15 protein-coding genes are annotated in these 19,042 nt (G+C 55.4%); all 15 read right to left on the bottom strand.

The features are described from left to right. Positions 1 to 14: 14 nt before the first annotated feature. The 15 genes from ACMYSL_RS08955 to nuoC all read right to left on the bottom strand — a co-directional run bounded on the left by ACMYSL_RS08955 (position 15) and on the right by nuoC (position 18,974). Positions 15 to 2,564, bottom strand: a complete 2,550-nt coding sequence (locus ACMYSL_RS08955) for a fimbria/pilus outer membrane usher protein (protein WP_434662251.1) — start codon at positions 2,562 to 2,564, stop codon at positions 15 to 17. A gap of 30 nt (positions 2,565 to 2,594) precedes the next feature. Then, entirely contained in the window at positions 2,595 to 3,257 is a 663-nt protein-coding gene (locus tag ACMYSL_RS08950; RefSeq protein ID WP_434662250.1) for a fimbrial biogenesis chaperone, read from the bottom strand. A gap of 62 nt (positions 3,258 to 3,319) precedes the next feature. Next, entirely contained in the window at positions 3,320 to 3,847 is a 528-nt protein-coding gene (locus ACMYSL_RS08945) for a fimbrial protein (protein ID WP_434662249.1), read from the bottom strand. A gap of 426 nt (positions 3,848 to 4,273) precedes the next feature. Beyond that, the gene (locus ACMYSL_RS08940; RefSeq protein WP_434662247.1) at positions 4,274 to 4,825 is read right to left on the bottom strand and encodes a tyrosine-type DNA invertase; all 552 of its coding nucleotides are present in this window, start codon (positions 4,823 to 4,825) and stop codon (positions 4,274 to 4,276) included. Positions 4,826 to 5,023: 198 nt separating this feature from the next. Next, positions 5,024 to 6,481: an NADH-quinone oxidoreductase subunit NuoN gene (nuoN, locus tag ACMYSL_RS08935; RefSeq protein ID WP_112212994.1), complete on the bottom strand. Its 1,458-nt coding sequence runs from the start codon at positions 6,479 to 6,481 to the stop codon at positions 5,024 to 5,026. A gap of 6 nt (positions 6,482 to 6,487) precedes the next feature. Next, positions 6,488 to 8,017, bottom strand: a complete 1,530-nt coding sequence (gene nuoM, locus ACMYSL_RS08930) for an NADH-quinone oxidoreductase subunit M (RefSeq protein WP_434662245.1) — start codon at positions 8,015 to 8,017, stop codon at positions 6,488 to 6,490. Between the two features lie 169 nt (positions 8,018 to 8,186). Next, positions 8,187 to 10,028, bottom strand: coding sequence for an NADH-quinone oxidoreductase subunit L (gene nuoL, locus ACMYSL_RS08925; protein ID WP_434662243.1), 1,842 nt, complete (start codon positions 10,026 to 10,028; stop codon positions 8,187 to 8,189). Beyond that, complete coding sequence (gene nuoK, locus ACMYSL_RS08920; RefSeq protein ID WP_110272284.1) at positions 10,025 to 10,327, bottom strand: NADH-quinone oxidoreductase subunit NuoK; 303 nt, start codon at positions 10,325 to 10,327, stop codon at positions 10,025 to 10,027. The genes nuoL and nuoK overlap by 4 nt, the downstream gene beginning before the upstream one ends. Continuing rightward, positions 10,324 to 10,878, bottom strand: a complete 555-nt coding sequence (gene nuoJ / locus ACMYSL_RS08915) for an NADH-quinone oxidoreductase subunit J (RefSeq protein WP_110272283.1) — start codon at positions 10,876 to 10,878, stop codon at positions 10,324 to 10,326. The genes nuoK and nuoJ overlap by 4 nt, the downstream gene beginning before the upstream one ends. A gap of 10 nt (positions 10,879 to 10,888) precedes the next feature. Beyond that, entirely contained in the window at positions 10,889 to 11,431 is a 543-nt protein-coding gene (gene nuoI / locus ACMYSL_RS08910; protein WP_015365590.1) for an NADH-quinone oxidoreductase subunit NuoI, read from the bottom strand. Positions 11,432 to 11,444: 13 nt separating this feature from the next. After that, the gene (nuoH, locus tag ACMYSL_RS08905; RefSeq protein WP_110272281.1) at positions 11,445 to 12,422 is read right to left on the bottom strand and encodes an NADH-quinone oxidoreductase subunit NuoH; all 978 of its coding nucleotides are present in this window, start codon (positions 12,420 to 12,422) and stop codon (positions 11,445 to 11,447) included. Then, a complete protein-coding gene (gene nuoG, locus ACMYSL_RS08900; RefSeq protein WP_434662242.1) occupies positions 12,419 to 15,145 on the bottom strand; it encodes an NADH-quinone oxidoreductase subunit NuoG in 2,727 nt (908 codons plus the stop codon). The genes nuoH and nuoG overlap by 4 nt, the downstream gene beginning before the upstream one ends. A gap of 183 nt (positions 15,146 to 15,328) precedes the next feature. Further along, a complete protein-coding gene (gene nuoF / locus ACMYSL_RS08895; RefSeq protein ID WP_182240105.1) occupies positions 15,329 to 16,666 on the bottom strand; it encodes an NADH-quinone oxidoreductase subunit NuoF in 1,338 nt (445 codons plus the stop codon). Then, a complete protein-coding gene (gene nuoE, locus ACMYSL_RS08890; RefSeq protein ID WP_004104075.1) occupies positions 16,663 to 17,163 on the bottom strand; it encodes an NADH-quinone oxidoreductase subunit NuoE in 501 nt (166 codons plus the stop codon). Before nuoE ends, nuoF begins: the two co-directional genes overlap by 4 nt. A 2-nt stretch (positions 17,164 to 17,165) precedes the next feature. Continuing rightward, positions 17,166 to 18,974, bottom strand: a complete 1,809-nt coding sequence (gene nuoC, locus ACMYSL_RS08885; RefSeq protein ID WP_182240107.1) for an NADH-quinone oxidoreductase subunit C/D — start codon at positions 18,972 to 18,974, stop codon at positions 17,166 to 17,168. Positions 18,975 to 19,042 lie beyond the last annotated feature (68 nt).

Genomic DNA, 19,042 nt, shown 5'->3' with positions numbered 1-19,042 from the left:
CTGCATCCTTTCGATTAACGGCATAGCCCCTGGGCTACAATAATGCCGGTGAGGGTTTTACCTGACGGCAGCGCATACTGAATCCGACAGCGTTCTTGTGCACCCGATCCCCATTTCACATTAAGTGCCCCGTTAGACTCCAGCCCGGTCAGGTAGACCTGTCCGCCTTCGCCAACGATAAATGCCTGCTCTGACACCGCGGCTCCGGGTACGCTGACCATGGCGCCGAAAGGTACCGGCTGACCATTAGCCCGCCGCACCGTCATCAGCACCCGGCTACCGACGCTGGTGTCATAACTTGCGCGAACCACCGCCCCACGGGTTGGCACCACCGTCTGCGTGGTTAGCTCAAGATCGACATCGTCCGGCATGGTGCTGGTATCAAGGGTCAATATATTCTTACGATACGGCGAGGTATAAGGCACCACGGCATAGCCCCGCCAGTCGGTCCTGACGCCGGTCTGGTTATTCACGCCAACACCCGAGGCGCCTGGCGCTTTAACTAAAGCGAGGGTTTCACCAAAAGGCTGCCCCAGCGTCAGGCCATTTTCATGCGCCAGGACTCCGCCACGCAGGGCGTAGTTCAGACGATGGCTGTATTTATCATGGCTGTAGCCGCCGGTAAGCTCACCATAGGTCGCGCGCCAGTCCGCATTAACGCTGCCGCTCTCTCCTCTTCCCTGGCTGGTGTATCCTTCCTGTACGCTCCAGCTCAGGTTATTTCGCTCCAGCAAGGTGCCGGAAAGGCCCAGATTATTGCTGGTTGAACCATTTTTGCTGCTGTTCAGGGAGTAGTTGGCATAAACCGGTTTCGGTAGCCACTCCCCCAGAGGCACGCTGATGCTCAGCGCGAACAGGTGGTCTTCATCGTTGCGTTTTCCGGTATCCTGATCGGTGGTATTACGGTTGTAACTGTAGTTAATGCTATAGCTGACACCGTACCAGCTATTGTTGTATCCCACGCCCACCGACTCCATGGTACGCCCGGTATTCCAGTAATCTTCGCGGATATAGCTTAGCGACATCGAGCCCATTTCGTCGCCAAGGCTCTGGCTGAGCGTCACTTCTCCCCGGTTGCGCCGCCGTTCGATTGAAGGGGTATAATTATCGTCCCGATAGGTATCCAGCACCTCCTGCATATCCCAGTAACCGCTGGTCGCATAGCGATATCCTGCCAGGGAGACGTTGGTGCCTAAGCCCGGGAGATCTTTGCTGTAACGGATACGTACCGACTGACCGCTCTCTTTGTCTTGATCCTGGCGGTTCGACCAGGCCTGGGTAACGTCGGTCGATACAGCGCCAAGCTCGCCGAGGTTTTTCCCCACCCCCAACGCCAGCGACTGATATTTGCTGCTAAATTGGCCGCCGCCGTAAAGGGTTACCCCCGACGGCAGGCCGTAAATAGCCGTCGCCTGAGTGAGCGGCGTTTCATCAATACTATTGTCGTAGGCCCGGTATACGCCGGAAGTCACACTATATTTGAGGCGGCCTTCGCGCTGCAGGACAGGCAGTGAAGCATAAGGAACAATCAGATTTTGCTCGCTGCCATCGGATTCTTTAATGGTGACCGATAAATCGCCCGAGCCACCGGTCGGATACATATCGGTGATTTCGAACGCGCCGGGGGAGACGTAGGTCTGGTAAATCTCATAGCCGTTCTGACGAATAATGACCTGAGCATTGGTACGCGCAATCCCGCGCACTACCGGCGCATAGCCGCGCAGGCTTTCCGGCAGCATATCGTCATCAGAAGCCAGCATCGCCCCGCGGAAGGGAATGCCTTCAAAAACGTCGGCGTCGGTGCTGCTATCACCCAGCGTCATCACCCCTTGCAGGGCATTGATATTGCGCTGCGCATAGGTATAAACCGTATCCCAGCTGTTATTGGAGTCCCCTCCGCTGCTGTTGCGGTTCCAGGTCGTGTAGTTGCGCAAACGCCACGGTCCGATGTTGATACCGGGACGCAGGTTAACGTATTGATTATCGCTGTCCGGCATGTCGTTCTTGCGCGACCAGTTGTTTGCCCCGCTGAATGAGTAGTTCAGCAGAAGTGCGCTAATACCGTCATCCCACTGCTTCGGGTCAACCCAGCCCCGCGCCGCGCTGGAAACCGCCGCCTGAGGAAAACTTAATAACAAACGCTGCTGACTAAAGCGAAAGTCTGCCTTTGCCTGGGGTATAACTTCCAGATCCGCGCAGTCCGCCGATTTACGGCCTAATTCAGGGAATTGCTTAACGCGCACGCCCCATTCGGCAAGCTCTTCAACTTTCAGGCAGGGCTGCAGTGAAGTTTCCCCCGGGACCCGGCTTTGTTGAAAAGTGACATCCCGGGTCTCCATAAAGATATTGTTGAGGTAAATATCGACCCGATAGGTCCCCGGCTGCTGCCCTCCAGCGTGTTCGTAAGCTGATAAATCCCTGACGCCCGTCTGTGGGCCATCCATTTCCAATAATGCCGGGTTAAACACATCCCGCGCCAGCGCATCATCACACCACGGTATCAAGGCAACGGCCAGAGCTCCGGCTATCCGGTTAAGCCGCCATTTGTTATGATTATTTTTCATTCTCTCTGGAACTCCCTGGCCTGATAGCCTTTACAAATTAGCGCTATGCTGCGCGCCAATACCGCCGTAATCATTAATCAGTTTCCACTGCAAAGAGCCTGTGCTGCCGCGTGGCAGATCAAAACGCGCCGTCGCGCCAGGCGCGACCCAGTTGGCTTCTTTGACTTCTGCGCCACCGATTTTCACCTCGGCGAAATTCATATAAAACGCGGTGGGATTAGTGACCTGTAGCGTATTGCCGCTGCGCGTCCAGCGAAGCTGCTCCGTCACTGTTTCCGGCGTTCCCGCAACGGATTTCGGCCGGTAAATTAATTTGATACGGGTTTTAATGGCGATCTGTAATGTGTTGGTGCCAGCTTTAGCCTGTGAGGATGGAATCGCTTTGATATTCATCCAGAACATACTTTCTTTGTTTTCCGGCAATCCACCGCTATAAATCACCCGCAGTCGGGTTTGCTGTTCACCATCCAGGCGAAATAAAGGCGGCGTTAACAGAAAGGGGGCGGCCCCTTTATCGGTCTCCACCCAGCTTTGGATAAGATAGGGCGTAGCATCATTATTGGTTACGCTCAGCGAGGCCTCTTTTTTGCCGCCGGGATAAATCAGGCGAGTACCGCCGGTGACGACGCCCGCATGTGCCGCAGCGCCCACCAACAGCCATCCAGCCATCAGCACTTTCAGGTATCGTTTCATCTCCAGCTCCCTGGAAAAGCGAGCCGATTTCGGCTCGCTAGCACGGTCTAATAGACGGAGAATCAGTTGTAGCTGATAGTGAAGTTGGCGCTACCGTTAGCTTTACCAGCAACAACAGTCGTGTCGGTCTGGATATAACGCACGCGGAACGGCAGATCGATATTGCCGGTAGATGGGATGGTCAGGCTGGTAGAACGGGTGAACAGCGGCAGAGTACTGTTAGTGCTACCATCAACCAGCTGCAGAGCCACGCCTGTAGCGACGTTAGATTCTGCAGTCAGTTGCAGTTTGTTATTGTCGCCGCCAACGTTAGTGCCGGAGAACAGTACCGATGCTTTGGTAACAGTAGTCGGGCAGTTTTTCAGTTGGATATCGAAACCTTGCTCAGCCGCAGTAGAACCGGTACCGGTAAACGCCGTTTTAGCGATCTGTCCCATCTGGACTTCCAGTGGATTAGACAGGTCGTTGACCACGTCGCAGCCAGCGTCAATGATGCTGCCAAGAAACTTCACCTGACCGTCATCTGCCAGCGCAGCACCAGAGAACGTCGCGCAAGCAGCAACAACAGCAACAAGTAATGTTTTTTTCATGATTAATCCTTTTCAATGCAGTCAATGCATTAACTTAAAAGCGCAATACCGTGCGCATCCTTTTATTTACGCTTGATATTAATAACGCCACAAAACATTGACCCGTGAAATGGATATAATATTTTGAAGTGGTCATTTTGTATCAATTTGACCACTTCAATTAATTGGAATATAAATTGCCAGGGAAGGCATTTTTGATTTTATATTTACCAGGATAAACCATAATAAACATGATAAAAAACTAACAACTGGAGTGAGACACAATTCATACACATCACAAATTTATCTCAATTAACAAATAGACACATCATATAGATAATGTAATGACATGAAAAATATAATAAAAAAAATTGTTAGACACAAATTGACATTGTTAATAACCATGGATAGCATAGGAGTCAGTTTGATACAAAATGACTATTTCATTTACCAAACCTCCCTAAACCTCGCATCATTACTTGCTGTATAAATAACCGTATGCTGAATATTCCGATGCCCGAGAAAATCCTGGATTAACCGCGTATCCACACCGTTATTCGCCAGCGCAAAGCCGCACGCATGGCGCAACATATGCGGATGGGCGTTGATTTCAAGTTGAGCTTCAAGACTGAGATTCTTCATCATCTGATATATTCTCTGCCGCGATAAAGGCTGACCATTACGTGATAAGAAAAGCCAACCCGAATTATTTCCAGGGTAATTCTTACGCACACGCAACCATTCGTTGAGAACCTTCACCTCTTGCTTATAAATAGGATGCGTGGTCGAAAAGCCATTTTTCAGCCGCCGAATATAAATAACCCCACTTTGAATATCGATATCAGATAGCTTCCAGTGACGAATTTCACTCACCCGGCACCCATGATTAAAACACATCCACAATAAACAGACATCGCGCTCCGGGTTTGCCCCTCGCCTTGCCGCATCAACCAGACGCTCGACTTCCCCGATGGTTAAATGCTTACGCCTTGTTTTCATTCACTTTCTCCATCTACAAAACACAGTAGCGTGCGTAGTAATAATAGTACGGAAAATAAGAGTATGAGGGGAAACGTAAAGTGAGGTTAATATGACAAACCGCATGACAAATACGAATATTAAAGAAAATACCCATACATTTTTCACCGATAAAAAAAGGACCGCCGAAGCGATCCTTTTTCTCAGATAACGGCCAGATTACATCAACGGCATTGCCAGCTGCACGATGCTAATCAGCGGCTGCGGCCATACGCCAAGCACCAGCACCAGCAGCGCGGAGATCAGCACTACGATGCCCCCGGCGCTGTACTGCCAGTTAGACGGCGCATCGCGATTGAGTTTTTCCGGCGCGCTTAAATACAGGCTTACCGCAACGCGCAGGTAGTAGTAGAGACCGATTGCCGAACCGACAACCACCGCCCCTACCAGCCACCACAGGTGCGCATGCACACCGACCGCCAGCACGTAGAACTTACCGATAAAGCCCAGCGTCATCGGGATACCAGCGAGGGACAGCATCATCACCGTCATCACCGCCGACAGAATCGGACGATGCCAGAACAAGCCGCGATAGGAATAGAGCGAATCCGCATCCGGCCCACGATACGGGCTGGACATCAGGCTCACCACGCCAAACGCGCCGAGGCTGCTGAAGAGATAACCGGCCAGATAGACGCCTACCGCTTCCATCGACATCTCGCCGCTCTGCAGGGCAATCAGCGCCACCAGCAGATAGCCAAGATGGGAGATAGAAGAGTAGCCGAGCAGACGTTTGATATTGGTCTGGCTCAGCGCCATCAGGTTACCGAAGATAATCGACGCGAAGGCGATAAGGCCCAGCACCACGCGTACCGCCTCGCTGTTGCCGACTGGCACATACAGAAACAGACGCATCACCACGCCAAAGATAGCAATCTTGCTGGCGGTCGCCAGGAAGGTTGATACCGGCGCAGGCGCGCCCTGGTAGACGTCCGGCGTCCACAGGTGAAACGGCACCAGCGACAGCTTGAAGCCCAGACCCACAATCATCAAGCCCACGCCCGCCAGCAGCAACGGTTCATGCAGCGTGCTGTCAGCCAGGTTCTTACCAAGGGCGAGGAAGGACAGGTTACCGGAGTTCGCATACACCAGCGCGATACCGAACAGCAGGAAAGAAGAAGCGACGGCAGACAGAATGGTGTATTTGATACTGGCTTCCAGCGAGCGTTTCTGACGGAAGGCGTAGCCAACCAGACCGAACAGCGGCAGAGAGATAAGCTCAATACCGAGGAACAACGCCGCCAGATGGTTAGCGCCCGCCAGCAGAATACCCCCCAACGCGGCGATCAGCACCAGCAGGTAGAACTCTTCTTTATTGTCCTTGTAACCCTCAAGCCACGGATAAGCAAAGGTACAGGTCGCCAGACTCGCCAGCAGCACCAGCCCGGTATAGAGCATGGAATAGCCGTCAACGCGAATCAGCGGCGTCACGTCCATCGCCCCGTTTTGCCCCACGAACCAAAGTGAGACTAGCGCGACGTTGAGGCCGAGAACCGATAGCGTGGCATTGAGGAAATGATTGCGTCGCCACGCAATGGAGAGCATCACAACCACCACCGTCAAGCCGACGATCAGCAGCGGTAGCAGTGCGATCAGTTGTTGTGGAGTTATTGTCATGGCGAATTACGGCCTTGTAGTAGAAACAGAATTAACAAACCACTGCTGAATATTACTCATCGCAGAGTGCGAGGTGTCCAGAATCGGCTGTGGGAAGAAGCCCAGCAGCACCAGCAGAACAACCAACAGCAGAACGATAGACAATTCACGCAGGGACATTCCCGGCAATTCTTTTGCAGCAATTTCGCTTTTGGCTTTACCAAAGTACGCGCGATGCAGCATCGACAGCGAATAAACGGAAGCGAACACCAGACCGAAAGTGGAGATAATCGTAATCACCGGCACGGTATGGTAGCTACCGAACAGAATCATAAATTCGCCAACAAAGTTACCGGTGCCCGGCATGCCGAGCGTTGCTACGGCAAAGAACATCGACAGCGCCGGCAGCCACTTAATTTTGCTCCACAAGCCCCCCATCTGACGCATATCACGGGTATGCAGACGCTCGTACAGCTGGCCGCAAAGGATAAACAGACCGGCTGCGGACAGACCGTGCGCAATCATCTGAATCACCGCGCCCTGATAAGCCAGCTGGCTGCCGGTGTAGATAGCAATCAGCACAAAGCCCATATGGGAAACAGAAGTGTAAGCAATCAGACGTTTGATGTCGTACTGGCTGAAAGCCATCCACGCGCCGTAGAAAATGCCGATAACGCCCAGCCACATGGCAATAGGTGCAAATTCAGCAGAAGCGTTCGGGAACAGCGGCAGCGCAAAACGCAGCAGACCGTAGGCCGCGGTTTTCAACAAGATCCCGGCGAGGTCAACGGAACCCGCGGTCGGTGCCTGAGAGTGCGCGTCCGGTAACCAACCGTGCAGTGGAACCACCGGCATTTTCACCGCAAAAGCGATAAAGAAGCCCAGCATCAGCATGTATTCCACACCGTGCGACATCGGTGTCTTCAGCAGCTCTTCGTAATTGAAGGTCCATACGCCGGTGGCGTTGAAGTGAACAAACGCCAGCGCCAGAATGGCAATCAGCATCACCAGACCGCTCGCCTGGGTATAAATGAAGAACTTGGTTGCCGCCGTGATACGCGTTTTCCCGTCGGAAGCCTTATGGCCCCAGAGTGCTATCAGGAAATACATCGGCACCAGCATCATTTCCCAGAAGAAGAAGAACAGGAACAGGTCGATGGCGAGGAACACGCCGATAACGCCGCCCAGGATCCACATCAGGTTAAGATGGAAAAAGCCCTGATACTTCTCGATTTCGCGCCATGAACAGAGCACCGCCAGCACCCCGAGCAGCCCGGTCAGCACCACCATCAGCAGCGATAAACCGTCGATCGCCAGATGAATGCTAATGCCGAAGCGCGGGATCCACGGCATCACGAATTCTGACTGCCACTGCGGAATACCGGTAGATTGCGTGAGAGAATAGCCGCCCTGCATCCACAACTGCAGGCCAAGCAGAAACGTCAATCCCATGGTGATCAGCGCGATCCAGCGCGGCATCTTCACGCCAAAGCGTTCAGTCTGCCAGCACAGGAAGCCGCCGATGAAGGGAATTAATATTAGCCAGGGTAATAACATGGCGATTTTTATTCCTTGTTAAAGTCCCGTTCAGGACCGATTTTCAACGAATTCGACTACATTCACGTTTGAGTGCGGTTTGTTGTGTCGGGTGGCGCTTCGCTTACCCGACCTACGGTCTCGTAGGCCCGGTAAGCGAAGCGCCACCGGGCAAAACCGCGCGCTCAAATCAACGCAATACCATCAGCAGCGCCAGCACCACCACCGCACCAATGCCCATCGAAGCCACATACCAGCGCAGATACCCGTTCTCGCTCACCACCAGGCCTTTGCCTGCGAAGCGGGAAAGGATCGCCGGGATGTTCATCAGCGCATTCAGCGGATCGCTTTTCAGCAGCCACGCCACGCCGAGGAACGGCTTCACGAACACTTTGTCGTACAGCCAGTCAAAGCCCCAGGCGTTATACCACCAGGTACCGAGCAGACGGCCCGGCGCGCTGTTGGCAATCGAGGTCACAAGCGTGCGTTTACCCAGCCACAGCCATGCAGCAATCAGAATGCCGGCTATCGCCACAACGCCAGAGGTAATCTCCAGGGTCATGACGCGACCATGCTCAAGCTCAGTGGTTGACGGCAGTACACCATGCAGCGGTGGCACAATCAGCGCGCCAACGAAGGTGGACAGCACCATCAGCACAATCAGCGGCAGATGATGGGTAATCCCCTTCCCTGCGTGCGCGTGAATTTGCTCTTTGCCGTGGAACACGATGAAAATCATACGGAAGGTATACAGGGAGGTCATAAACGCCCCGACCAGACCGGCAACCATCAGATTGAGATGACCGTTAGCCATCGCGCCAGCCAGAATCTCATCCTTACTGAAGAAGCCTGCGGTAATCAGCGGCAGTGCGGACAGCGCCGCGCCCCCCACCAGGAAGCAGACATACACCAGCGGAATAGACTTACGCAGGCCGCCCATCTTGAAGATGTTCTGTTCGTGATGGCAGGCCAGAATCACCGAGCCGGACGACAGGAACAGCAGCGCTTTAAAGAAGGCATGCGTCATCAGGTGGAAAATCGCCGCATCCCACGCCTGCACGCCGAGCGCGAGGAACATGTAGCCAATCTGGCTCATGGTGGAATAAGCGAGTACGCGTTTGATGTCGGTCTGCACCAGCGCGGCGAAACCCGCCAGCACCAGCGTCACCGCACCAACGATCCCCACCAGATGCAGCACTTCCGGGGTCATCAGGAACAGGCCATGCGTGCGGGCAATCAGGTAGACACCTGCAGTCACCATGGTCGCGGCGTGGATCAGCGCGGAGACAGGCGTCGGGCCCGCCATCGCGTCGGCAAGCCAGGTCTGCAACGGCAGCTGCGCGGATTTACCCACCGCGCCGCCCAGCAGCATCAGGGTTGCCCACGTCAGCATATTGTTGCCGGCTTCAAAATGCGCAGGCGCCAGTTCAACCATTTCGCGGAAGTTCAGGGTGCCCAGTTCGTTGTAGAGAATGAACAGCGCAAACGCGAGGAACACATCGCCGACGCGGGTCACCACAAACGCTTTCATTGCCGCAGCGCCGTTCTTCGGATCGGTATAGTAGAAACCGATCAGCAGATAGGAGCACAGGCCCACGCCTTCCCAGCCGAGGTACATCAGCAGCAGGTTATCAGCAAGAACCAGAACCACCATGCTGGCGATAAACAGGTTGGTATAGGCGAAGAAACGGGAGTAGCCCTCTTCACCGCGCATATACCAGGAGGCGAACATGTGGATCAGGAAGCCAACGCCGGTGACCACCGAAAGCATGGTCAGCGACAGGCCGTCCAGTACCAGGTTGAAACCGATATTGAAGTCGCCCACCGACATCCAGGTCCACAGCGGAACGCTGACCGCCTGTTTGCCATTAGCAAAGAAGTCGACGCCAACAAACGCCGTCACCAGCGCTGCCAGGCCAACCGAGCCCATCCCGATGGTGGCGGACAGATTCTCAGACCAGCGACCACGAGAGAAGGCCAGCAGAACAAAGCCAATCAATGGCAAAAGAATGGTTAAGGCAAGCATGTTCATCCGCGCAACTCACTTACTGAATCGATGTTCAGGTTCTGGCGACGACGATGGAGCTGCAGCAGCAGCGCCAGGCCGATACTCGCTTCTGCGGCGGCGAGGGTAATGGCGAGGATATACATTATCTGGCCATCAGCCTGGCCCCAATAGCTCCCGGCAACCACGAAAGCCAGCGCGGAGGCGTTGATCATGATCTCCAGGCTAATCAGCATAAACAGCAGATTACGACGGATAATCAGCCCCGTCAGGCCAAGGACAAACAGGACGGCGGCGAGGATCAGTCCATGTGTTAAGGGGATCATGCGTGTTCCTCCGTTTTTCTTTTGTCGCTGTCGTTCTGACGGTTGCTCAGCACTTCACCGGCACGCTCTTCGCGACCGATATGGAAGGCAACAACCAGGCCCGCCAGCAGCAGCATGGAAGCCAGTTCCACCGCCAGTACGTACGGACCAAACAGCGCAATACCCACTTCTTTGGCGTTAATCGCCGTACCGTCGATCCCCTGGTCGTTAAGACCGAGCATGGCGTAGACGATAACCACCAGCAGCACCGCGGAAAGGATGGCCGGGCCAATCCAGATCCCCGGCTTCAGCCATTGACGTTCCTGCTCGATTTCGCTGCCGCCCAGGTTGAGCATCATCACCACGAAGACGAACAGCACCATAATGGCCCCGGCGTAAACGATAATTTCCAGCGCACCGGCGAAGTAAGCGCCCAGCGAGAAGAACACCCCGGCAATCGCCAACAGCGAAATAATCAGGTACAGCAGCGCATGCACCGGATTGGTGTGGGTGATCACCCGCAGGGTGGCGAGGATGGCTATCAGGCCACAGATATAAAAAGCGAATTCCATTGCCCTCTCCTTACGGTAACAGGCTCTTGACGTCGATAGGCTTGGCTTCGTTCTCTGCTTCGCCCTTATCTTTGCCGTCGATTGCCATACCCGCCATCCGGTAGAAGTTATATTCCGGGTATTTGCCCGGACCGGAAATCAGCAGATCCTCTTTTTCGTACACCAGATCCTGACGTTTGTATTCGCCCAGTTCAAAGTCCGGGGTCAACTGAATCGCCGTGGTCGGGCACGCTTCTTCGCACAGGCCGCAGAAAATGCAACGTGAGAAGTTGATGCGGAAAAACTCTGGGTACCAGCGACCGTCTTTGGTCTCCGCTTTTTGCAGAGAGATACAGCCCACCGGACACGCTACCGCACACAGGTTACAGGCAACGCAGCGCTCCTCGCCGTCCGGATCGCGGGTCAGCACGATACGCCCACGGTAGCGCGGCGGCAGATATACCGGCTCTTCCGGGTACATCTGAGTTTCACGTTTGGCAAAGGCGTGCATCCCGATCATGCAGATACTGCGGACCTGGGTGCCAAACCCTACCAATAATTCTTTTAAGGTCATGGTCTAAAGCCCCTTATGGCTGCTGCCAGAGAATGACAGCCGCCGTTACCAACAAGTTGACGAGCGTCAGCGGCAGGCACACTTTCCAGCCGAAGGACATTACCTGGTCATAACGCGGACGCGGTAAGGACGCACGAATCAAAATGAACATCATCATGAAGAACGCGGTTTTCAGCGCAAACCAGATGAATGGTGGTAAGAACGGACCTTGCCAGCCACCGAAGAACAGCGTCACGATCAGCGCTGATACGGTAACAATCCCGATATATTCGCCGACGAAGAACAGACCGAACTTCATGCCGGAATATTCAATGTGGTAACCATCTGCCAGTTCCTGTTCCGCTTCCGGTTGGTCAAACGGGTGACGGTGACACACCGCCACGCCCGCAATCGCAAAGGTCACAAAGCCAAAGAACTGCGGAATAACGTTCCACAGATGTTCCTGATTATTGACGATGTCGGTCATATTGAATGAACCGGCCTGCGCCACCACGCCCATCAGGGAAAGCCCGAGGAATACTTCGTAGCTCAGGGTTTGCGCAGAAGCACGCATCGCACCCAGCAGCGAGTATTTGTTGTTGCTCGACCAACCGGCGAACAGCACCGCGTACACCGCGAGGCCTGCCATCATCAGAAAGAACAGGATCCCGATATTAAGGTCGGCAACCACCCAGCTTGGGCTGACCGGCACAATGGCGAAGGCCAGCAGCAGCGAGGTGAAGGCGATAACCGGTGCCAGGGTAAAGATCATGCGGTCCGAGAATTTCGGTACCCAGTCCTCTTTAAAGAACATTTTGATCATGTCGGCAACGAGCTGTAGCGAGCCGCCCCAGCCCACGCGGTTAGGTCCATAGCGGTTCTGGAACAGGCCGAGCAGACGGCGTTCGCCAAAGCTCATGAACGCACCGCAGGTCACCACCACCAGCAGAATCACCACCGCCTTGAGGATGCCTAACAGAATGTCGATGAGATCGGGAGTTAACCAACTCATGCTTTCGCCTCCTGCAAAGTATCAATACGCGCGCCGGTCAGTACCGGTGCGATGCCCGGCATGCCCATCGGTAAACCAACCTGCCCTGCCGTCAGCCCCGCCGAAATCACCAGCGGCAGACTAAGGGTCTGACCTTCAACGCTGAAGGAGACCATCGCGCCGTTATTTACGCCCAGCTTCGCGGCATCCGCCGGGTTAAGCTTGATGTACGGCTGCGGCATACGGCTCTGGAACACAGGAGAACGCTGAGACATTTCGTCGCTGCCGAACAGATGGTAGTAAGGCGCGATACGCCATTTCCCTTCTTCAGCTTCGAAGCTTGCCGGTACCACGGTAAAGTACTCCAGACCGCTGGCGGAGGCTTCAATCAGACGCACGCCTGGATCGCCATGGCGCAGTTTCCCGCCCACTTCATCCTGGAACTTGTTCCACGCCTGCGGGGAGTTCCAGCCCGGCGCCCAGGCGAACGGAATCTGCGAACGCGGCGCGGATGGCTGGTTGTTCCCTTCCATGGAGAAGGCGAACATGGTGTCTTTATCCTGCGGCTGACGCGGTTCATGCACGCTAATGTTAGCGCGCATCGCCGTACGGCCGCTGTAGCGATGCGGTTCACGGGCCAGTTTCTGGCCGCGAATGCGGAAGGTCGCATCCGGTGCGGCGTCTTTGATACCGGCCAGCTGCGGCAGTGCGGCAATCGCAGCGTCAATAACGTGATCCAGCTGCGTCCAGTCGACCTGACGGTTGTTGACGGTGCTGTGCAACGAGTGCAGCCAACGCCAGCTTTCCAGCATCACGGTTTTCGCATCGTAGTAGGCCGGATCGTAAACCTGGAAGAAGCGCTGGGCGCGACCTTCGTTATTCACCACCGTGCCATCGCTTTCCGCAAAGCTTGCCGCGGAGAGCACCAGATGCGCTTTATCCATAATCGCCGTACGCTGATGGTCAACCACCATTACCAGCGGCGCTTTCGCCAGCGCTGCATCAACGCGGGCGGCGGAAGCATGACGGTGCAGGTCGTTTTCCAGCACAATAACCGCGTCGGCAGCACCGCTTTCCAGTTCGCTCAGCGCTTCTTCAAGCGAGCCGCCGCCGATCATCCCGAGGCCAACGCTGTTCACCGCGCGCGCAACCATGGTCACGCCGACGTCAGCACCGCGTCCTTTCAAGGCTTTCGCGACGTTTGCCGCCGCCTGAATAACCTCAATGCTCCCGGCGTTGGTTCCGGAGACAATCAACGGTTTTTTCGCTCCGGCCAATGCCTGAACGATCACATCGACTTTACCTTTCAGATCGCTGCTCAGCCCTTCCACCGCCGGGGCGCTGTCATCCAGCGCATGGGCAATAGCAAAGCCGAGGCGCGCTTGATCTTCTACCGGTGCGCGGTAGGTCCAGGCGGCGATATCATCAAGACGAGTGTCATCAATATTAGTGACGAACAGCGGATGCTTCGCGCGCTGGCCAATGTTAAGGATCGCGGCAATCTGCCAGTCGGCGACTTTCTGCGCCGCCGCCATTTCACGTGCTTTGCCTTTCACTGCCTGACGCACAGCCAGCGCAATACGCGCGCCGGTCTGGGTGATGTCCTCACCGAGGATCAGCACCGCATCGTAGGATTCGATTTCGCGCAGCGCCGGGGTATGAATACCGCCATCGCGCAGCACTTTCAGCATCATCTGCAGGCGTTCTTGTTCACCTTTAGCAATGCCGGTATAGAAGTTATCGGCGCCGACCAGATCGCGCAGCGCGAAGTTGCTTTCGATGCTGGCGCGCGGGGAGCCGATACCAATGACTTTCTTCGACTGGCGCAGAATATCCGCCGCGCCCTGCATCGCCTGTTCGGCGTTGAGGGTGATGAAGTCGTCGCCACGGCGCTGAACCGGCTGACGCGGACGGTCTTTCAGGTTCACATAGCCATAGCCGAAACGACCGCGGTCGCAGAGGAAGTAACGGTTAACGGTACCGTTGTAACGGTTTTCGATACGGCGCAGTTCACCGTAGCGCTCACCGGGGCTGATATTGCAGCCAATGGAACACTGCTGGCAGATGCTTGGCGCAAACTGCATGTCCCATTTACGGTTATAGCGCTCGGAGTGCGTTTTATCGGTAAACACGCCGGTCGGGCAGACTTCTACCAGGTTGCCGGAGAATTCGCTCTCGAGCACGCCATCTTCCGGACGACCGAAGTAGACGTTGTCGTGAGCGCCATAAACGCCCAGATCGGTGCCGTCAGCATAATCTTTGTAGTAGCGAACGCAGCGGTAGCAGGCGATGCAGCGGTTCATTTCATGCGAGATGAACGGCCCCAGATCCTGATTACGGTGGGTACGCTTGGTGAAACGATAGCGACGGAAGCTATGACCGGTCATTACGGTCATATCCTGTAAGTGACAGTTACCCCCCTCTTCGCAGACCGGACAGTCGTGCGGGTGGTTGGTCATCAGCCACTCAACTACGCTCTCGCGGAACTGCTTCGCTTCTGCGTCGTCGATAGAAATAAAAGTGCCGTCGGATGCCGGTGTCATACAGGACATCACCAGGCGGCCACGCGTGTCTTCCGCGTTTTGATATTGCTTCACCGCACACTGGCGGCAAGCACCAACGCTTCCCAGCGCCGGATGCCAGCAAAAATAGGGAATATCAAGACCCAGAGAGAGACAAGCCTCTAGCAGGTTGTCCGCTCCATCGACCTCGTATTCTTTGCCGTCTACATGAATCGTAGCCATAGTCAGCATGCTTCCAGTTGGCTCAGTCAGTGACCAAGCGTTAATCGAATTTCTTTTCCGCTTTATCCTTCAAGCTGCCTCGGCGTTGGCTTCCCTCGTTCACCCCAGTCACTTACTTTAGTAAGCTCATGGGTTCTCTCGGTTGCCGCCTTGACGCATCTTGAATGCTTTCGCGTAAAACGTTTACCAGCGCGCTTTTAGCAAGTTCGGCTGAATCCCATTGATTGCATGGGTATTGCTGAACTGCTGCTTAATGCCAGCTTCGAATTCTTCGCGGAAATATTTAATCGCGCTCTGCAGCGGTTCAACCGCACCTGGCGCGTGGGCGCAGAAGGTTTTACCCGGCCCGAGGAATCGACACAGTTGCTCAAGTGTCTCGATATCCCCCGGCTGGCCTTCGCCGCGCTCAAGGGCGCGCAGAATTTTCACACTCCACGGCAGGCCGTCGCGGCAAGGTGTACACCAGCCACAGGACTCACGGGCGAAAAACTCTTCCAGGTTGCGCACCAGCGATACCATGTTGATTTCGTGGTCAACGGCCATCGCCAGCGAAGTGCCGAGACGACTCCCCGCTTTACCAATGCTTTCGAACTCCATCGGCAGGTCAAGATGCGCTTCTGTCAGGAAATCAGTTCCCGCGCCGCCCGGCTGCCAGGCTTTGAACTTCAGGCCATCGCGCATACCGCCCGCGTAATCCTCAAGGATCTCGCGCGCAGTGGTGCCGAACGGCAGCTCCCAGACGCCCGGATTTTTCACCCGACCGGAGAAGCCCATCAGTTTGGTTCCCGCATCTTTACTGGTGGAGATGTTCTGATACCACTCGACGCCGTTGGCCAGAATCGCCGGGACGTTGCACAGGGTTTCGACGTTGTTAACGCAGGTTGGTTTACCCCACACGCCGGAGCTCGCCGGGAACGGCGGCTTGGAGCGTGGGTTCGCGCGGCGGCCTTCGAGAGAGTTAATCAACGCGGTTTCTTCGCCGCAGATGTAGCGCCCTGCCCCGGTGTGAACAATCAGTTCGAAGTCAAAACCGCTACCAAGAATGTTTTTTCCCAGCAGACCCGCTTCGTTCGCTTCGGCAATCGCCCGGCGCAGATGCTGAGCCGCTTCAATATATTCGCCACGCAGGAAGATGTAGCCGCGATACGCTTTCAGCGCAAACGCGGAGATCAGCATGCCTTCCACCAACAGGTGCGGCAGTTGTTCCATCAACAGGCGGTCTTTATAGGTGCCCGGCTCCATTTCATCGGCATTACACAGCAGGTAACGGATGTTCATGGATTCGTCTTTCGGCATCAGACTCCACTTCAGACCCGTGGAAAAGCCTGCACCGCCGCGCCCTTTCAGGCCAGCGTCTTTTACCTGATTAACGATTTCGTCCGGAGCCATCCCACAGAGCGCTTTACGCGCCCCGGCATAACCGTTTTTACTCTGGTATTCATCCAGCCAGACCGGCTGTTTGTCGTCACGCAGACGCCAGGTTAACGGATGGGTTTCGGCAGTACGAATAATGGTTTTCATTTATACCGCTCCAGGAGGTCAGGAATCGCTTCCGGCGTCAGATAACTGTGAGTGTCCTCATCAATCATCATCGTCGGCCCCTTGTCGCAGTTGCCCAGGCAACAGGTCGGCAGCAGAGTGAAACGACCATCAAAAGTGGTTTGACCCGGTTTGATGTCCAGCTTCTTCTCGATAGCCGACTGAATGCCCTGGAAACCAGTGATATGGCACACTACGCTGTCGCAGTAGCGAATCACGTGACGGCCTACTGGCTGGCGGAAAATCTGACTGTAGAACGTTGCCACGCCTTCTACGTCGCTGGCCGGGATCCCCAGCACATCGGCGATAGCGTAGATTGCGCCGTCCGGCACCCAGCCGCGCTGCTTCTGAACGATCTTCAGCGCTTCAATGGACGCCGCACGCGGGTCTTCGTAGTGGTGCTTTTCGTGCTCAATCGCCTCACGCTCTGCCGCACTCAGCTCAAAAGCCTCGGTTTGTGGTTGTTGATTCTCGTGCATAATTAGCGGTCCACGTCTGACATAACAAAATCGATACTACCCAGATAGACGATCAGGTCTGATACCAGGCTGCCGCGAATCGCCGCCGGGATCTGCTGCAGGTGCGCATAGCTCGGCGTGCGGATACGGGTGCGGTAGCTCATGGTGCTGCCGTCGCTGGTCAGGTAGTAACTGTTAATACCCTTCGTCGCTTCAACCATCTGGAAGGATTCATTGGCCGGCATGACCGGGCCCCAGGAAACCTGCAGGAAGTGCGTAATCAGGGTTTCGATATGCTGCAGCGTGCGCTCTTTCGGCGGCGGCGTGGTCAGCGGGTGATCCGCTTTGAACGGGCCTTCCGGCATGTTATCGAGGCACTGCTGAAGAATGCGCAGGCTCTGGCGCAGCTCTTCCACTTTTAGCATCACGCGGGTGTAGCAGTCGGAAACACCGCCGCCGGTCGGGATTTCAAAGTCGAAGTTTTCATAACCAGAATAGGGACGCCATTTACGAACGTCGAAACCAATACCGGTGGCACGCAGGCCAGCCCCGGTGGTACCCCACTCCAGTGCCTCTTTCGCGCCATAAGCAGCCACCCCTTTTGAACGGCCAATCAGGATGGTGTTACGCAGCGCGGCTTTCTCGTAGGAGTCCAGACGCTTTGGCATCCACTCAAGGAATTCACGCAGCAGACGATCCCAACCGCGCGGCAGGTCGTGGGCGACGCCGCCGATGCGGAACCAGGCCGGGTGCATACGGAAGCCGGTAATCGCTTCCACCAGATCGTAGATTTTCTGACGGTCGGTAAAGGCGAAGAACACCGGCGTCATCGCACCGACGTCCTGGATAAAGGTTGAGATATAGAGCAGGTGGCTGTTAATGCGGAACAGCTCGGAGAGCATCACGCGAATCACGTTGACGCGATCCGGCACGGTTATCCCCGCCAGTTTCTCTACTGCCAGCACGTACGGCATCTCGTTAACGCAGCCGCCGAGGTATTCGATACGGTCGGTGTACGGGATGTAGCTGTGCCAGGACTGGCGTTCGCCCATTTTCTCGGCACCACGATGGTGGTAACCGATATCCGGCACGCAGTCGACAATCTCTTCGCCATCCAACTGCAGAATAATACGGAATGCACCGTGGGCAGACGGGTGGTTCGGGCCGAGGTTGAGGAACATGAAGTCCTCGTTTTCGGTGCCGCGCTTCATGCCCCACTCTTCCGGTTTGAAGGTCAACGCTTCCATTTCCAGATCCTGCTTAGCTTTGGTCAGCTCAAACGGATCGAATTCGGTGGCGCGGGCCGGATAATCCTTACGCAGCGGATGGCCTTCCCAGGTCGGCGGCATCATGATGCGACGCAGATTCGGGTGACCATCGAAGGTGACGCCAAACATCTCCCAGGTTTCACGCTCATACCAGTTGGCATTGGGGTACAGTTTGGTAAAGGTCGGCAAGTGCAGATCGTTTTCCGACAGCGCAACCTTGAGCATGATGTCGCGATTGCGATCGACTGAAATCAGGTGATAGAAAACAGAAAAATCCGCGGCGGGTAAACCGTCGCGGTGCGTGCGCAGACGTTCGTCCATGCCGTGCAGGTCAAACAGCATTACGTAAGGCTTTGGTAATCTCTTCAGGAAATCACCCACCTCAAGCAGCTGTTCGCGCTTCACCCAAACCACCGGAACGCCGGTGCGGGTTGGCTGAACGGTAAAGGCATCCGGCCCAAAACGGTTGCGCAGTTCGCCGATCACCGGGTCATCAAGGTGATCGCGGGTTTGCCAGGCTGGTGCGGCATCATGCGCAGTTAAATCGGTCATATTGTTCACCATTGCAAAAGGTCCGTGGTGACTGCCGGGCGAGGCTTCGCTGCTTTAGTAGATTGATTTGCGAAGTCTTT

The organism is Klebsiella sp. MISC125, from assembly GCF_051131775.1.
Taxonomy (GTDB): domain Bacteria; phylum Pseudomonadota; class Gammaproteobacteria; order Enterobacterales; family Enterobacteriaceae; genus Klebsiella.
This window is presented reverse-complemented; position numbering and strand designations above follow the sequence as displayed.

What these genes read in the sequence shown, in the direction of transcription:
- ACMYSL_RS08940 (WP_434662247.1), bottom strand. Translation starts at nt 4,825, where the DNA reads ATGAAAACAAGGCGTAAGCATTTAACCATCGGGGAAGTCGAGCGTCTG.
- nuoK (WP_110272284.1), bottom strand. Translation starts at nt 10,327, where the DNA reads ATGATCCCCTTAACACATGGACTGATCCTCGCCGCCGTCCTGTTTGTC.
- nuoH (WP_110272281.1), bottom strand. Translation starts at nt 12,422, where the DNA reads ATGAGTTGGTTAACTCCCGATCTCATCGACATTCTGTTAGGCATCCTC.
- nuoE (WP_004104075.1), bottom strand. Translation starts at nt 17,163, where the DNA reads ATGCACGAGAATCAACAACCACAAACCGAGGCTTTTGAGCTGAGTGCG.
- nuoC (WP_182240107.1), bottom strand. Translation starts at nt 18,974, where the DNA reads ATGGTGAACAATATGACCGATTTAACTGCGCATGATGCCGCACCAGCC.
- nuoN (WP_112212994.1), bottom strand. Translation starts at nt 6,481, where the DNA reads ATGACAATAACTCCACAACAACTGATCGCACTGCTACCGCTGCTGATC.
- ACMYSL_RS08955 (WP_434662251.1), bottom strand. Translation starts at nt 2,564, where the DNA reads ATGAAAAATAATCATAACAAATGGCGGCTTAACCGGATAGCCGGAGCT.
- nuoG (WP_434662242.1), bottom strand. Translation starts at nt 15,145, where the DNA reads ATGGCTACGATTCATGTAGACGGCAAAGAATACGAGGTCGATGGAGCG.
- nuoL (WP_434662243.1), bottom strand. Translation starts at nt 10,028, where the DNA reads ATGAACATGCTTGCCTTAACCATTCTTTTGCCATTGATTGGCTTTGTT.
- ACMYSL_RS08950 (WP_434662250.1), bottom strand. Translation starts at nt 3,257, where the DNA reads ATGAAACGATACCTGAAAGTGCTGATGGCTGGATGGCTGTTGGTGGGC.
- nuoF (WP_182240105.1), bottom strand. Translation starts at nt 16,666, where the DNA reads ATGAAAACCATTATTCGTACTGCCGAAACCCATCCGTTAACCTGGCGT.
- ACMYSL_RS08945 (WP_434662249.1), bottom strand. Translation starts at nt 3,847, where the DNA reads ATGAAAAAAACATTACTTGTTGCTGTTGTTGCTGCTTGCGCGACGTTC.
- nuoJ (WP_110272283.1), bottom strand. Translation starts at nt 10,878, where the DNA reads ATGGAATTCGCTTTTTATATCTGTGGCCTGATAGCCATCCTCGCCACC.
- nuoM (WP_434662245.1), bottom strand. Translation starts at nt 8,017, where the DNA reads ATGTTATTACCCTGGCTAATATTAATTCCCTTCATCGGCGGCTTCCTG.
- nuoI (WP_015365590.1), bottom strand. Translation starts at nt 11,431, where the DNA reads ATGACCTTAAAAGAATTATTGGTAGGGTTTGGCACCCAGGTCCGCAGT.